Origin of the sequence: Uliginosibacterium sp. TH139 (assembly GCF_002855595.1) — a bacterium.
GTDB lineage: Bacteria > Pseudomonadota > Gammaproteobacteria > Burkholderiales > Rhodocyclaceae > Uliginosibacterium > Uliginosibacterium aquaticum.
On the sequence record NZ_PKRR01000004.1, the window covers coordinates 40893 to 54429 of the forward strand.

Below are 13537 nucleotides of genomic sequence, written 5' to 3' on the forward strand. Positions count from 1 at the left end.
ATGGGGACAAGGCTATGAACATCCTGCTGGCTGTCGATGGTTCTGAATACTCCGCACGTGTGGTGGATGCCTTGTTGACCTTTTCTGCTCGTTTGCGCGAGATGCCCAAGGTTCATGTGTTGTATGTGCACCTGCCGATTCCGATTGGTTTTGCGACGCGCCACGTGGCCCGCGAGATAGTTGACGCTTACTACCATGAAGAAGGGCTGGCAGTTGTACAGCCTGTAGCCGAGCGTCTGCGTGCGGCTGGGCTTGATGTCGAGCAGCATGTGCGAGTGGGTTCGCCGGGCGAAACGATTGCCAATGCTGTCAATGATCTGGAGTGCGATGCCGTGTGGATGGGTACGCACGGACGCGGAGCAGTGACTCAGGCTTTGTTGGGTTCAGTGGCTGCGCGGGTGGTGGCGTTGGCACACCGGCCGGTGACTCTGGTGCGCTAGGGACGCATGGGTCGGTAGGACTACTGATAGGCAGGGCAGACGAAAAGCATGACAATTGCGCCCGCCTGAGCGTGAAATGAACACATAACGATAAAACCGGACTACACCAACGAGGGGTTTTGCATGGGCTTCAACAATGTACCGCCGGGAAATGTGCCGGATGACGTCAATGTCATTATCGAAATCCCGGCGCACGCCGATCCGATCAAGTACGAGATTGATAAGGATACCGGCGCGGTCTATGTGGACCGCTTCATGGGCACTTCGATGTCCTATCCCTGCAACTATGGTTACGTGCCGCGATCCATTTCCGGTGATGGCGATCCGGTTGATGTGTTGGTGATGGCTCCGTTTGCGTTGATTCCTGGGGTGGTGATCCGTTGCCGCCCGGTAGGTGTATTGCGCATGATTGACGAGGCAGGTGAAGATGCCAAGGTGCTGGCAGTGCCTGTGCCCAAGATCACATCGCTGTACGACAACATCCGCACCTATCAGGATCTTCCTTATCTGCTGTTGCGCCAGATTGAGCACTTCTTCCAGCACTACAAGGATCTGGAGCAAGGCAAGTGGGTCAAGGTGCTGGGCTGGGATGGTATTGACGCGGCACGTCAGGAAATCTATTCCGGTGTTGCCGCTTTCAATGCCAAGGCTGGGGATGAGACGGATTGAGACGCGATGGGTCGTTTTGAATAACCAGGCCTGCGTGAAGCAGGCTTTGTTTTTTCAGGAACGGGCCAGGCTGGCCAGTGCGCAGACCTGATCGCGTATCGGTTGTGGTACCGGAATCTCGCGATCAAGCATGCGCCGGATCAGCGTCGCATTTTCGCTGACCGAGCAAGCCGCTTCACTGCTTGGATCCAGATCGAACTCAGCTGCGGGAAATAACTCTTCTGGTTGTCCGTCGCAGAAACCAAGCAGGCGTGGACGACGGCGCGGGGCTGCGTAAGCCTCTCCTTCTGTGCCCCGCATCAGTAGTGCAGTGGCTTGCTCTGCTTCAAGTAGTGCCTGCATGGATTCAAGATAGGGTGGATGGGTGACGCCTACTACGCGCACGCTGCGGCCTCGGCATGGGTCCAGCAGTTTGGCCAGGGTGTGACCACTGTTGCGTACGCCGAGCACAAGGCGCAGGCCTAGCAACCAGTCCAGGCCGCGCGCCAGCATGTCCAGGCGCAGGCAGGCGATGTGCCGTGTTGCGAGCGCAGTTGAAGCATCGGGCAGGCTGCGTTCGCACTCAACTCCAAGCGCTGATAGCAGATCAAAGGGACTGACGCGGGATTCGAAGTCATGCCGTCCCTGAATCAGTACCGGCACACCTTCGCGCGCCAGCAGCAAGGCTACCAGCGGCATCAGGTTGGGTTGTTTGCGGGCGCCGTTGTAGGTGGGCAGTACGACGCAGCGCAGGCCTAGAGGAACTTCTACCTGGCGAGTGCGCTCATCCAGTGCAGCCTTGAAGCCGAGCAGTTCGTCCGGACTTTCTCCTTTGATGCGTAGGGCAAGCAAGATGGCGCCCAACTCCAGATCTGCTACCTTGCCGTCCAGAATCTGGCCGAACAGTTCCTGAGCCTGCTCGCGCGACATGTCGCGCGCGCCCTTGGTGCCCCGGCCAATTTCCTTGATGATCGCTGCGTAATTCATGCACTGATTATCGCTTGGCAAACGTCGTACGCCAAATCGACAGAAAGGCTACACATGAAAGTCGGTTTTATCGGGCTGGGCCTCGCGGGCAGGCCTGTGGATTTTGATCTAGTTCGTGCAAAGCATGAGCAGGTCGTATGGTCGTGCTTGGTGGAGTCGATGGTGCCTGTGCTGGAGGAACTGAGTGAGGAGGCTGGCGATGCGTAAGTGGCTGTTGTGTCTGCTGGCGCTGGCTGCCTGTGCTCCGGTTTGGCAAAGGCCTCAAGTAGCTTTGATGGATGTGAGGATTTCCGGTGGCAATCTCCTTCAGCAGAAATTGCGCCTGCAGTTGCGGGTGACAAATCCGAATGCGCTGGATATTGGTGTCGAAAGCCTGGTGTTTGATGTGTTGGTTGGCGGCAGCCAATTTGCCAGTGGGCGATCGAGTGCGCCGGTGACTATCCCGAAGCGCGGCGAAGGTCTGGTAGATGTTGATGCGGATGCGCAAGTGTTGGGGCTATTGCGTCGCTTGCCGGAGCTGACTGGGAGGGATGGCAAGCTCCACTATCGCCTGAAGGGTGAGGCACAGATCAAGGGATATGGCCGTACGCCCTTCGATCAACCGGGCGAACTGGATGTCAGCAAGCTGCTCGGTGCTGCCGCCAAGCCTGCTCCCGCCGGGAGCGGCGAGCGGATAGGGTTTTAGTAAGAGTGTGCGGTCTGGAAAGCCACGCACGCTGGGGATGCTTTCATCAAGGGGCTGACCTGATCCCGTGCAGGGTGAGAGATTGCAATACCTCTGTCTGAATAGCTCGCCAGATCGTTTTCGCCTGGATGTGGAGAGGCGGACTCGTCGCTTGCATGATCAGGGCTTTAAGCATGGTGCTGATCTTGTTGGGGGTGTCTCCACGAGTTGCGAAATGGCCTTCTCCGATCATTACGCCGGGATACGCTGATGGTCTCGGGAGTCCGTCTGCGGCGCCTGATGGATTTGACCGAGCTGGCCTCCGGGATACACTCGCGGTTCCTGAAACGCTGGAGCAAGCATGCGCAATCTTTTGCTGTTTTTCCTCTTGTTGCTGGCGGTTCACTTCGTGCGCCGCTGGTGGCAACGCTCTGATGTGCCGCAAGAGCGGGGGGCGGAGCGGGCTGCACCTGCGGAACCCGAGCGCATAGTGGAGTGCGCGCATTGCGGCCTGCTGGTTCCAGAGAGTGAGGCGGTCAGTGACGGTGGGCGGGACTTCTGTTCGCCCGAACATGCTCATCTTGGTGTGGGAGGCAGCCGCTGATGACTGCAGTACTGACCGGATTCGAGGCTCCGGATGCACGCGCGGTTTCGATCCGGTACTTCAATCTGTACCGGATAGTGGTGGCGAGTGCCTTTGCGATTTTCGGCGGTGTGCTGAGCTTTGGCCAGAAGGCACCAGATGTGTTCATCGTGGCGGTGGTGGCCTACTGGGTGATGGCCTTTACCTTCTTCCTGCTGCATGCTGGCAGCCCGCATTACGGCGAGCGTACGCTGGGGTTGCAGGCGGCGCTGGACATCATTGTGCTAGCCATGTTCATGTATGCCAGCGGGGGATATCGCAGCGGCGTGCCCTTCCTGATGATGACGTCCATCGCAGGTTCCGGACTCATTGGCCAGGGGCGCATGGTGCTGGGGGCTGCTTCGCTGGCCACGATTGCTGTGCTGATCGATCAGGCCGCCCGTATGCTGAGTGGAGAGCGAACTACGGAAGATCTGCCACAGGCGGCGATCGTCTGCATTGGTTTTTTTGCGGTGGCCATCGTGGCCCGCATGCTGGCCCGGCGTGCGCTGGCCAATGAAGCGTTGGCGAGGGAGCGCGGACTCGACCTGGCACGCCAGTTGCGCGTCAATGCCCGCATCATCGAGGATATGCAAGAGGGCGTAGTGGTGGTCGATGAGCGTGGTCGGATTCGCCAAGCCAACCCACGTGCGGCAGAGCTGCTCGGAGTGAGGTTGGATGTAGGCTCGGCGCTGAGCGCATGTGTGCCGGCTCTGGAGGCTGGAGCGGTGCTGCACGTCGAGACTGATTTCTGCGTCCACATCCAGAACGAACAGACTGGCGCATCACTCCAGGTGCGACGGCTGGCGACCGGCGAGGGAGCCGATTTATTGTTCTATGTAGAAGACACCGAGCGGGTTTTGGCGCGTGCGCGGCAGATGAAGCTCGCTGCACTAGGGCGACTTACTGCCAATATTGCGCACGAAATCCGCAATCCGCTCTCCTCAATCTCGCACGCTGGTGAGCTTTTGCTGGAAGAGAAGCGAGGAGAGGTCCAGCAGCGCCTGGTGCGGATCATTCATGACAATACGGCCCGCATCGAGCGCATCGTGCGGGATGTGCTGGAACTTGGCCGGCGTGATCGTCTGACCAGTGAGCGCCTCGAGCTGGGGCAGTTCTGCCGGACCTTTCTGGATGAATATGCCCTGCAGCACGCCGATGTGATGACGCTGGTGGTGCTCGATGTACAGCAGGAGGTGTGGGTGAGTTTTGATCGCGTGCATCTCTATCAGATCCTTTCCAATCTGCTCGGCAATGCGCGTCGTTATTGTTGCGGCCAGCCCGGTAGCATTCATCTGAATGTTCAGCGGATCGACGAAGCACGTGGCCTGCTTACCATTCGTGATGACGGCCCGGGCATTCCGTCAGAGGATCGGAGCAAGGTGTTCGAGCCGTTCTTTACTTCCGACCCAAAGGGGACAGGCCTAGGGTTATACATGGCTCGCGAGTTGGCAGAGGCTAATGCGGCTGATCTGAGTTTGCTGGATGCTGCGGGCGGGGCGGAATTTCATCTGATTGTGAGGAGGCTGCATGAGCAGTGAGAGCATGGAGCGTCGCGGCCGTGTGCGGGGTGCCGACGTACTGGTGGTCGATGACGAGGAAGATATCCGCGAATTGATCGAGCTTTCGCTGGTGCGTATGGGCTTGGGTGTGGACGCTGCGGGATCGGTGAAAGACGCGATCCGTCTGGCCAGTGAGCGTCAGTACCGGTTGTGCCTGACGGATATGCGCCTGCCGGATGGTGAAGGGCTGGATGTCGTGCGCTACATCGCCACTCATTGTGCCGACTTGCCTGTAGCCGTGATTACTGCTCACGGCAGCACGGATAACGCGGTGGCGGCACTCAAGGCTGGCGCTTTCGATTACATCTCCAAGCCCGTGTCGCTCGAGCAGCTACGCACACTGGTCAAATCGGCCCTCGAGATTCCGAAGGCTGAGCAGAAGGCTGGCAAACCAGCCGCGCAGCTCACTGGGGAGTCGGCCAGCATGCTGCAGGTGCGCAGCATGATCGAACGCCTCGCTCGCAGCTTGGCTCCGGTCTATATTTCTGGCGAATCCGGCAGTGGCAAGGAACGCGCCGCTCGCCTGATCCACAGTTTCGGCGCGCGCTCGGATAGGCCCTTTGTTGGCGTTAACTGCGGTGCTATTCCGGAGAACCTGATGGAGAGTGAGTTCTTCGGCTACCGCAAAGGTGCTTTCACGGGGGCGGATGCCGATCGGGAAGGTTTCTTCCAGGCGGCCGACGGCGGCACGCTGTTTCTCGACGAGGTAGCTGATTTGCCGCTGGCCATGCAGGTCAAGCTGCTGCGCGCCATCCAGGAAAAGCGCGTGCGGCGTATCGGCGACACACAGGAGCAACCGGTTGATGTGCGCATCATTTCAGCGACTCACCAGAATCTGCGAGAGCGGGTAGAGCAGGGCAAGTTTCGTCAGGATCTCTTTTATCGCCTTAACGTGATCGAACTGAAAATGCCAGCTCTGCGAGAGCGGCGTGACGATATCTTGCCGCTTGCAGAAAACATCCTGGCACGTCTTGCGACGGAAGCCGGTTTACGCACGCCGCAACTTACCGATGCGGCACGGCGGGCTTTGCTGGCTTATGCCTTCCCCGGCAACGTGCGCGAACTTGAAAACATCCTTGAGCGCGCCATGGCACTGGCACTGGGGGACCAGGTTGAAGTCGAGGATCTGCATCTTGAGCCACAGGACTGTGAGGGCTCGCCGGGAGCCCACGGTTGCGCTGAGAGCACCCTGCAGGATTACCTTGACCGGGTTGAACGTGAGGCCATCATCGAGGCCTTGGGCAAGACTTCCGGCAATCGCACGGCGGCTGCGCGCGTGTTGGGTGTAACTTTTCGTTCGCTGCGTTATCGCATGGAGCGTCTGAGCATGAAGGGTGACAAGGGGGGCGAGGCCGAGTGAGCGTCCTGCAACTGGATCATGAGGGTTGGCTTCGTGGTGCTCGCTGGATTCCGTCACCGAATTGCGATGAACGTCCGGTTGGCTGTGTGGCGGAGTTGCTGGTGATACATGCCATCAGTCTGCCGCCGGAGGAGTTTGGTGGCCCCGGCGTCGAAGCACTCTTCACTAATACCCTCGACGCTTCCTCTCATCCCTATTACGCAAAGATCCATCACCTGCGGGTGTCAGCACACTTCTTCATCCGTCGGGATGGTGAGTTGCTGCAATTTGTGTCCACCCGTCAGCGTGCCTGGCATGCCGGCGTCTCCTATTGGGAAGGGCGTGAGCGCTGCAACGATTTCTCCCTCGGCATCGAGCTGGAGGGGAGCGACACACAAGCGTTTGAGGCTGCCCAATATGCGCAGTTGAACAGGCTTGTGGCCTGCCTTGCGGGAAATCATCCATTGCAGGCCATCTGCGGGCACAGTGATATCGCGCCTGGACGCAAGACGGATCCGGGGCCTTTTTTCGACTGGAACCAGTTGTCGTCGTGTGCCCTGCATAGCGGCTTACGCATGCGCTGAACACGGCTACCGCCGATAGTAGCCTTGTGCGGCGAGCTCACCATATCTAGTGTGCGCTGATCGGGCAGAGTGGTGGCGACTCGCAATTTTCCGGAAGCGCATGAATTGCCCTGTAGCCGGGCTTTCCGACGAACGTTGATACTTGTGGTGAGTGGGGTGAAGTCATTTGTCATTTTATTTTGGCTTGCTTGAAAGCCTTGTGGTGCAAGCTTTTCCGGCAAGGATGAAATGTTGTGTGCTCGCGACGAGCGTGCAAGTCTTCGCCTAAAGCAAGAAGAAAAGTCTTGATTCCACAAGTTTTTTGCATTAAACGGTAATGACAAGCTCAACTTTATTCACGACCTGAGCCGGTGCATATACAGAACCAGAACCCGACGTCTGTGCTTACCTACACTGCCTTCGACGCAAGGGCTTTCTGTTCTCCGCAAAAACGTGATGTTCATCGCGTCTGCGTGCCGGAATTTTTCGGACTTCCCTTTCCCATTCTTTGCCATGCTGCCGCGATGTTGAGCAGGGTGGTTGACTGTTTTCCCATCGCCGCGTTATCGCGTGGCTTGATCACCATCCGGATGGCATCCGGGGATGGTGTGTTCGTGCGTAGTAACCAACCTGATCGGTGCTAACAAGGAGGTGTGAAGATGGCAACAACTGAGAAAGTAAAGAAAGCAGCAGAAAAAAAACCGGCGCCCAAAGCGGCCGCCAAGCCCGCAGCTAAAAAGGCGGCTCCCGTCAAAGCTGCTGCTAAACCTGTAGCGAAGAAGGCTGCACCAGCTAAAGCTGCTGCCAAGCCCGTGGCGAAGAAGGCTGCGCCGGCCAAAGCTGCTGCCAAGCCAGTGGCCAAGAAGGCTGTGGCTGCTAAGCCGGTCGCCAAAGCTGCTGCCAAGCCCGTGGCGAAGAAGGCCGCTCCCGCTAAAGCTGCTGCCAAACCCGTAGCAAAGAAGGCTGTTGCTGCCAAGCCGGTCGCGAAAACTGCAGCCAAGAAGGCTGTGCCAGTCAAGGCCGCAGCTAAGCCGGTTGCCAAGAAGGCTGTGGCGAAAGTTGCAGTGAAGAAAGCTGCAGCGACCAAGCCCGCAGTAAAGAAAGCCGTTGCCAAACCAGCAGCCAAGCCGGCAGCTAAGAAGGCTGTACCGGCCAAGGCGGCAGCCAAATCTGTCGCAAAGAAGGCTGTGGCTGCCAAGCCTGCCGCGAAAACTGCGGCCAAGAAGGCCACGCCGGTCAAGGTGGCTGCCAAACCTGCCGCTAAAAAGGCTGCTGCAAAGCCTGTCGCCAAGCCGGCCGCCAAGAAAGCTGCGCCGGCCAAAGCCGCTGCCAAGCCTGTTGCGAAGAAGGCCGCTCCTGCCAAAGTTGCTGCGAAGCCGGTTGCCAAGAAGGCTGCTCCGGCCAAGCCTGAAGCAAAGAAGGTTGTTGTTGCCAAACCTGTAGTGAAGAAGGCTGCTCCGGCGAAGGCTGTCGTGAAGCCTGAACCCAAGAAGGCTGTAGTTGCCAAGCCCGCCGCGGCCAAGAAGCCTGCCGCAAAAAAAGCTGAGCCGGTTGCTGCCCCCGCTGCGGCTGCACCGGCTTCGGTAGTTGCAGCGCCGGCCGCAGTTGCCGAGACATCTCAGGCAACTCCTGCTCCGGCACCCAAGCCCGCAACGCCCTCGACGGCGGCTACTCCGGGTATCAAGTCCTCGTTGGATCCGAAGGCTGGCTGGCCTTTTCCGGGTGGTTCGCGCCCCTGATTATGGCCAGTGCTAGTGTGTGAGAACGGGGTCTGCGGACCCCGTTTTTTTGTGCCTGTAAGTACAGGGGGTGGCGGAATCTACCGTCTGGTGCGGCTTTTGAGTGAATGACAAATGAATTGCCGCGTCAGTACTGGCTTTGTGGGCTGATTGACAAAATTCATTGTAATCAATAGACTGCGAACACCTCTGGAAACAGATGGAAACGCTCTTCCCTTACTTAAGGGTGCTGCATAGCAGAATCGAGCGCTCCGTCACATAGAACTACATGCCCTGATGACCCGTTACGCTGTGGTCGCCGATGCAAGAAGCATCGTGTTGCTGCAGTCCAGTCCGGCACCTCCCGGTTGCGGAGATGCGTTACGCAGGATGGCCCTTCCCACTTGGAAGTTTTCGCCATCTGACACTCGAAGAAAACCGGTATGAACTATCACTCTGCGCTGCGCGCGGAGTGTTGTCCGCGCCACTGCGCTGTGCCGGTTTGACTGAACAGGAGAGCCAGAATGACACCCTTAGTCAGACTGACCCGCTTTGCTCAACATCTGCTGACTTTTTTCCTGCACTTTGCTCACGGTGGTTTCGTGATGGCGGGTGTGATCGTGATGGCCGGCATGACTTATCAGCTGGGCCGTTTCGGTGTGGATGGTCTGAATCCCCGCGAAATGTTTGGCTATGGCCAGCAGATGGTGGAAACGACTGAAGTTGCGATGGTGGATGCTGTATATGAAGAGGCCGTGGCTGAACACTCGCGCGGTATGTCTGCTGGTCACGCACGTGTCGCAGCGGCCATTGCCAAGCGTCATCGGGTCTCTCCGCTGGTGGTTGAGACGCTGGTCAAGGCGGCTCAGCGTGAGGGGCAGGCGAACGGTGTGGATCCGCTGCTGATCCTGGCCGTGATCACTGTTGAGTCCGGCTTCAATCCCTTCGCCGAGAGTAATTTCGGTGCTCAGGGCCTGATGCAGATCATTCCGCGTTTTCACGTTGAAAAGATCACCGCTGAGAAGGGCAGTGTTGCGCTCTTCGACCCGGTTGAGAACATTCGAGTGGGCACCCTGATTCTCAGGGAGTACATCCGTTCCACTGGAAGCGTAGATGCAGCGCTGCAACTTTATGGCGGAGCCAGTGCCGATCCGGAGATGGCCTATTCCAGCCGGGTCATGCAGGAGTTTGAGCGCCTGCGTGGTTTCGTGGCGGCACCCGCCACGCGCACGGCAGCGCGCTCTGCCATTGACAAGGCCAGCTGACTACAGGACGCTGCGGATGCGCTCCAGCGCTTCTGCGATGCGTGTTTCGTCAGCGGTATAGGCTAGCCGCAAATGTGCGGCAGCCTGCCAGTCACCAAAGTCTTTGCCTGGAGTGCAGGCCACTCCGGCCTGATCAAGCAGGCGGTGAGCGAACTCCATGCTGTCAGTCGCGAGCCCTGCGATGTTGGCATAGATGTAGAAGGCGCCAGCAGGTTCGTGTCCGATACCGAAACCGAGCTCACGCAAACCTTTCAGCATGCCGTTGCGGCGCGAGGCAAAAGCCTGGCGTCGGAGCTCCAGGATTTCCAGGCATTCTGAACTGAAGGCTGCCAGTGCTGCATGTTGGGCAGGGGTTGAAGCGGCGATGAACAGGTGCTGAGCAAGCATCTCCACTGGGCGCGCAAAACCTTCTGGAACTACCAGCCAGCCCAGGCGCCAACCGGTCATGCCAAAATATTTCGAGAAACTGTTCACCACGAAGATGTCCTGGCGCTGCCCCAGGACGCTGCTGGCGGTTTCGCCATACACCAATCCCTGGTAGATCTCATCAACGATAACCTGCTTGCCGGCGGCTCGCGCATTGGCGCACAGCGCGTTCAGTTCTGTTGGGCTGAGCACGCTGCCTGTTGGGTTGGCAGGGCTGGCAAGAAGCAAGCCCTTAGTATGCGGCCCCCAGGCGGCGCCGAGTTGTTCGGCGGTCGGCTGCCAGGCTGTCGTGGCACTGACCGGCAGAGTGCGTACGCTGCCGTTGAAGGCCTGTACAAACTGACGGTTGCAGGGATAGCCCGGGTCTGTGAGCAGCCATTCGTCACCGGGGTTGGTGAGGGCTGCTACCGCAAGTAGTAGCGCGCCGGAAGCGCCAGCGGTAATGATGATGCGTTCAGGATCAACGTTGGCGCTAAAGCGTTCTGCATAAAAACCGGAGATGGCTTCGCGCAAGGCGGGAAGGCCCACCGCTGGCGTGTAGCGCACCTGTCCCTTGGCGAGAAAGGCCTGGGCTGCCCGGATTACGGGCTCCGGACTGGGGAAGTCCGGCTCTCCAACCTCCAGATGAATGATGTCGTGCCCTTGGGCTTCGAGTGCCTGGGCACGAGCCAGCAACTCCATGACATGGAAAGGAGGAATGCCGCGCAGCCGCGCGGCGAGACTGTCGGGAAGAATGGCGGACATGTGGCTGTGGAAGGGCGGACAAGGGGCGAGCATACGTGATTTGTGCCAACAAGCATGTCCGGATGAACAGCAGGGTGTCAGGTGTGCATTGCGGCTTCTAGAATGAGCGGCACATACAAGAACAATCTTCCCGAACCCTACTCAGAGGCCTTCTCATGGATGAAAGAATCCGTGCTGCCGCACTGGAATACCACGCCTTGCCACGCCCCGGAAAAATTGCCGTGGTGCCGACGAAGGCGCTTACTAATCAGCGGGATCTGTCCCTGGCGTATTCGCCGGGGGTTGCGGCTGCGTGTGACGCCATCGTTGATGATCCGGCGACAGCCAGTTTGTACACCGCACGTGCCAATCTGATCGGTGTCGTTACCAATGGCACGGCTGTGCTTGGGCTTGGCGCGATCGGCCCCTTGGCGGCCAAGCCGGTGATGGAAGGCAAGGGCGTGCTGTTCAAGAAGTTTGCGGGCATTGATGTATTCGACATCGAGATTGCCGAGCGTGACCCGGACAAGCTGGTGGACATCATTGCTTCGCTGGAACCGACCTTTGGCGGGATCAATCTTGAGGATATCAAGGCGCCAGAGTGCTTCTATATCGAGCGCAAGCTGCGCGAGCGCATGAAGATCCCGGTCTTTCATGATGACCAACATGGCACGGCCATCGTGGTGGGAGCGGCCATCCTCAATGGCCTGCATCTCTTAGGCAAGCCGCTGGACCAGATCAAGCTGGTAACTTCCGGCGCCGGAGCCGCCGCACTGGCCTGTCTGGACCTGCTGGTGATGTTGGGCATTCCGGTCCGGAATATCTGGGTGACGGACATCAAGGGCGTGGTCTATGAAGGCCGCACCGAAGAGATGGATCCGATCAAGTCGGTGTATGCCAAGTCCACCGGCATGCGGACCCTGACCGAGGTGATCGAGGGGGCGGATGTGTTTTTGGGGCTTTCCGCCGCCGGCGTGCTCAAGCCGGAAATGGTGATGAAGATGGCGGCGAATCCGCTGATCCTGGCGCTTGCCAATCCGGTGCCGGAAATCATGCCGGACGAGGTCAAGGCGGTGCGCCCCGATGCCATCGTGGCAACCGGCCGCTCCGACCATCCGAATCAGGTCAACAACGTTCTGTGTTTTCCCTTCATCTTCCGCGGCGCGCTGGATGTGGGGGCGACTACGATCAGTGACGAGATGCAGCTGGCGGCCGTGCGAGCGATTGCTGAATTGGCGCGGGCCGAGCAGTCGGACGTGGTCGTAGCGGCTTATGGGGAGCAGGTAGCGGGTTTTGGGCGTGAGTACATCATTCCGCGTCCCTTTGATCCGCGTCTGATCGTGCGGATTGCTCCTGCGGTTGCCAAGGCTGCCATGGATTCCGGTGTGGCCACGCGGCCGATCGAGGACTGGGACGCTTATCGTCAGCAACTGAATAATTTCGTGTGGCATTCGGGGTTGGTGATGAAGCCGGTGTTCTCCGCTGCCAAGCGTGAGCCGCGCCGTATCATCTTTGCTGAAGGTGAGTCCGAGCGTGTGCTGCGCGCGGTGCAGACGGTCGTGGATGAAGGAATCGCACAGCCGATCCTGATTGGGCGGCCAGATGTGATCAGCATGTACATCGAGCGCTTTGGGCTGCGCATCCGCCCTGGGGTGGATTTTGAGCTAGTGAATCAGGACTCCGATCCGCGCTATCGCGAATTGTGGTCGCACTACCATCAGCTCATGGAACGACGCGGGGTTTCCGTTGAATATGCCAAGCGCGAGGTGCGCCGACGCTCGACCCTGATTGGTGCCTTGATGCTCAAGTTTGGTTGGGCCGATGGAATGATCTGTGGCACCTATGGTCTGCACAACCACCACCTGCGGTTCATCGAGAGCGTGGTGGGGCGACGATCTGGCGTGAAACACTTTTACGCCATGAATCTTCTTGCCCTACCAGGGCGCACGATCGCTTTGTGCGACACCTACGTCAATTACGATCCGAGTGCCGAGCAGGTTTTCGAAATGACGTGCCTGGCTGCTGAGGAATTGCAGCGTTTTGGCATCACGCCGCGTGTTGCACTCCTATCGCATTCGAGTTTCGGTACGGATGACACGCCAACCGCGCGCAAGATGCGTGAAGCGCTTACGCTGCTGCATGAGCGGCGCCCTGATATCGAAGCGGAGGGCGAGATGCATGGAGATGCGGCGCTGGACGCCTGCATCCGGCAGCAGATTTTCCCGAATGCGCGCATGCGGGATGATGCCAATCTGTTGGTATTCCCGACTCTGGATGCGGCCAACATTGCCTTCAACCTGATCAAGACGACGTCTGGTGATGGCATGACGGTTGGCCCTATTCTGCTTGGCGCTGCGCGCCCGGTGCATATCCTCACGCCGACGGCGACGGTGCGCCGGATCGTTAATATGACCGCCCTGACTGTGGTCGATGCTGCGCAGATTGAACGTCGCGGCTGATCGCAGGTCTTCTTTCCGGATGGCTTGACGCAATTCGGTCGCCATCCGGACAAAACCCGTATACTTCGGCCTGCCTCGGACTGGGGCAGGTTTTTTTGCGAGCTGTCCAAAAGCTGCGAAA

At 58.8% G+C, this 13537-nt stretch carries 12 protein-coding genes; 9 read left to right on the plus strand and 3 right to left on the minus strand.

Annotated features, from left to right (window positions below; genetic code table 11):
• Window positions 1-14: 14 nt before the first annotated feature.
• Together C0V76_RS10075 and ppa are read left to right on the plus strand one after the other, a co-directional pair.
• Entirely contained in the window at window positions 15-440 is a 426-nt protein-coding gene (locus C0V76_RS10075) for a universal stress protein (protein WP_101942285.1), read from the plus strand.
• A 123-nt stretch (window positions 441-563) separates the two neighbouring features.
• On the plus strand, window positions 564-1109 hold the full coding sequence (gene ppa / locus C0V76_RS10080; protein WP_101942286.1) for an inorganic diphosphatase: 546 nt from the start codon (window positions 564-566) through the stop codon (window positions 1107-1109).
• Window positions 1110-1163: 54 nt separating this feature from the next.
• On the opposite strand, the gene ybiB is transcribed toward ppa, so the two are convergent.
• Window positions 1164-2075, minus strand: coding sequence for a DNA-binding protein YbiB (ybiB, locus tag C0V76_RS10085; RefSeq protein ID WP_101942287.1), 912 nt, complete (start codon window positions 2073-2075; stop codon window positions 1164-1166).
• 199 nt (window positions 2076-2274) lie between these two features.
• On the opposite strand from ybiB, the gene C0V76_RS10090 reads away from it, so the two are divergent.
• The 5 genes from C0V76_RS10090 (at window position 2275) to ampD (ending at window position 6846) form a co-directional block, all read left to right on the plus strand.
• On the plus strand, window positions 2275-2760 hold the full coding sequence (locus C0V76_RS10090) for an LEA type 2 family protein (RefSeq protein WP_101942288.1): 486 nt from the start codon (window positions 2275-2277) through the stop codon (window positions 2758-2760).
• 340 nt (window positions 2761-3100) lie between these two features.
• Complete coding sequence (locus tag C0V76_RS10100; RefSeq protein WP_101942290.1) at window positions 3101-3343, plus strand: PP0621 family protein; 243 nt, start codon at window positions 3101-3103, stop codon at window positions 3341-3343.
• On the plus strand, window positions 3343-4902 hold the full coding sequence (locus C0V76_RS10105) for a PAS domain-containing sensor histidine kinase (protein ID WP_101942291.1): 1560 nt from the start codon (window positions 3343-3345) through the stop codon (window positions 4900-4902). The genes C0V76_RS10100 and C0V76_RS10105 overlap by 1 nt, the downstream gene beginning before the upstream one ends.
• On the plus strand, window positions 4892-6283 hold the full coding sequence (locus C0V76_RS10110; protein ID WP_216821716.1) for a sigma-54 dependent transcriptional regulator: 1392 nt from the start codon (window positions 4892-4894) through the stop codon (window positions 6281-6283). Before C0V76_RS10105 ends, C0V76_RS10110 begins: the two co-directional genes overlap by 11 nt.
• A 5-nt stretch (window positions 6284-6288) precedes the next feature.
• On the plus strand, window positions 6289-6846 hold the full coding sequence (gene ampD / locus C0V76_RS10115) for a 1,6-anhydro-N-acetylmuramyl-L-alanine amidase AmpD (RefSeq protein ID WP_101942750.1): 558 nt from the start codon (window positions 6289-6291) through the stop codon (window positions 6844-6846).
• A 619-nt stretch (window positions 6847-7465) separates the two neighbouring features.
• On the opposite strand, the gene C0V76_RS20095 is transcribed toward ampD, so the two are convergent.
• Window positions 7466-8332 carry a hypothetical protein gene (locus tag C0V76_RS20095; RefSeq protein ID WP_216821717.1) on the minus strand — a complete coding sequence of 289 codons (867 nt, stop codon included), beginning with the start codon at window positions 8330-8332 and terminating at the stop codon, window positions 7466-7468.
• Window positions 8333-9067: 735 nt separating this feature from the next.
• Between C0V76_RS20095 and C0V76_RS10125 the strand changes: the two genes are divergently transcribed.
• Window positions 9068-9808 carry a transglycosylase SLT domain-containing protein gene (locus C0V76_RS10125; protein ID WP_101942293.1) on the plus strand — a complete coding sequence of 247 codons (741 nt, stop codon included), beginning with the start codon at window positions 9068-9070 and terminating at the stop codon, window positions 9806-9808.
• Here the strand turns inward: C0V76_RS10125 and C0V76_RS10130 are convergent, their stop codons facing one another.
• Window positions 9809-10978, minus strand: a complete 1170-nt coding sequence (locus tag C0V76_RS10130) for a pyridoxal phosphate-dependent aminotransferase (RefSeq protein WP_101942751.1) — start codon at window positions 10976-10978, stop codon at window positions 9809-9811.
• A 155-nt stretch (window positions 10979-11133) separates the two neighbouring features.
• Here C0V76_RS10130 and C0V76_RS10135 point away from each other — a divergent pair, with 155 nt between their 5' ends.
• Window positions 11134-13416, plus strand: a complete 2283-nt coding sequence (locus C0V76_RS10135; RefSeq protein WP_101942294.1) for an NADP-dependent malic enzyme — start codon at window positions 11134-11136, stop codon at window positions 13414-13416.
• Window positions 13417-13537: the final 121 nt, after the last annotated feature.

Bases quoted from the DNA above. Each gene is read 5' to 3' on its own strand.
- C0V76_RS10110 (WP_216821716.1), top strand. From the start codon at position 4,892: ATGAGCAGTGAGAGCATGGAGCGTCGCGGCCGTGTGCGGGGTGCCGAC.
- C0V76_RS10130 (WP_101942751.1), bottom strand. From the start codon at position 10,978: ATGTCCGCCATTCTTCCCGACAGTCTCGCCGCGCGGCTGCGCGGCATT.
- C0V76_RS10090 (WP_101942288.1), top strand. From the start codon at position 2,275: ATGCGTAAGTGGCTGTTGTGTCTGCTGGCGCTGGCTGCCTGTGCTCCG.
- C0V76_RS10075 (WP_101942285.1), top strand. From the start codon at position 15: ATGAACATCCTGCTGGCTGTCGATGGTTCTGAATACTCCGCACGTGTG.
- ybiB (WP_101942287.1), bottom strand. From the start codon at position 2,075: ATGAATTACGCAGCGATCATCAAGGAAATTGGCCGGGGCACCAAGGGC.
- C0V76_RS10100 (WP_101942290.1), top strand. From the start codon at position 3,101: ATGCGCAATCTTTTGCTGTTTTTCCTCTTGTTGCTGGCGGTTCACTTC.
- ppa (WP_101942286.1), top strand. From the start codon at position 564: ATGGGCTTCAACAATGTACCGCCGGGAAATGTGCCGGATGACGTCAAT.
- C0V76_RS10125 (WP_101942293.1), top strand. From the start codon at position 9,068: ATGACACCCTTAGTCAGACTGACCCGCTTTGCTCAACATCTGCTGACT.
- C0V76_RS10135 (WP_101942294.1), top strand. From the start codon at position 11,134: ATGGATGAAAGAATCCGTGCTGCCGCACTGGAATACCACGCCTTGCCA.
- C0V76_RS10105 (WP_101942291.1), top strand. From the start codon at position 3,343: ATGACTGCAGTACTGACCGGATTCGAGGCTCCGGATGCACGCGCGGTT.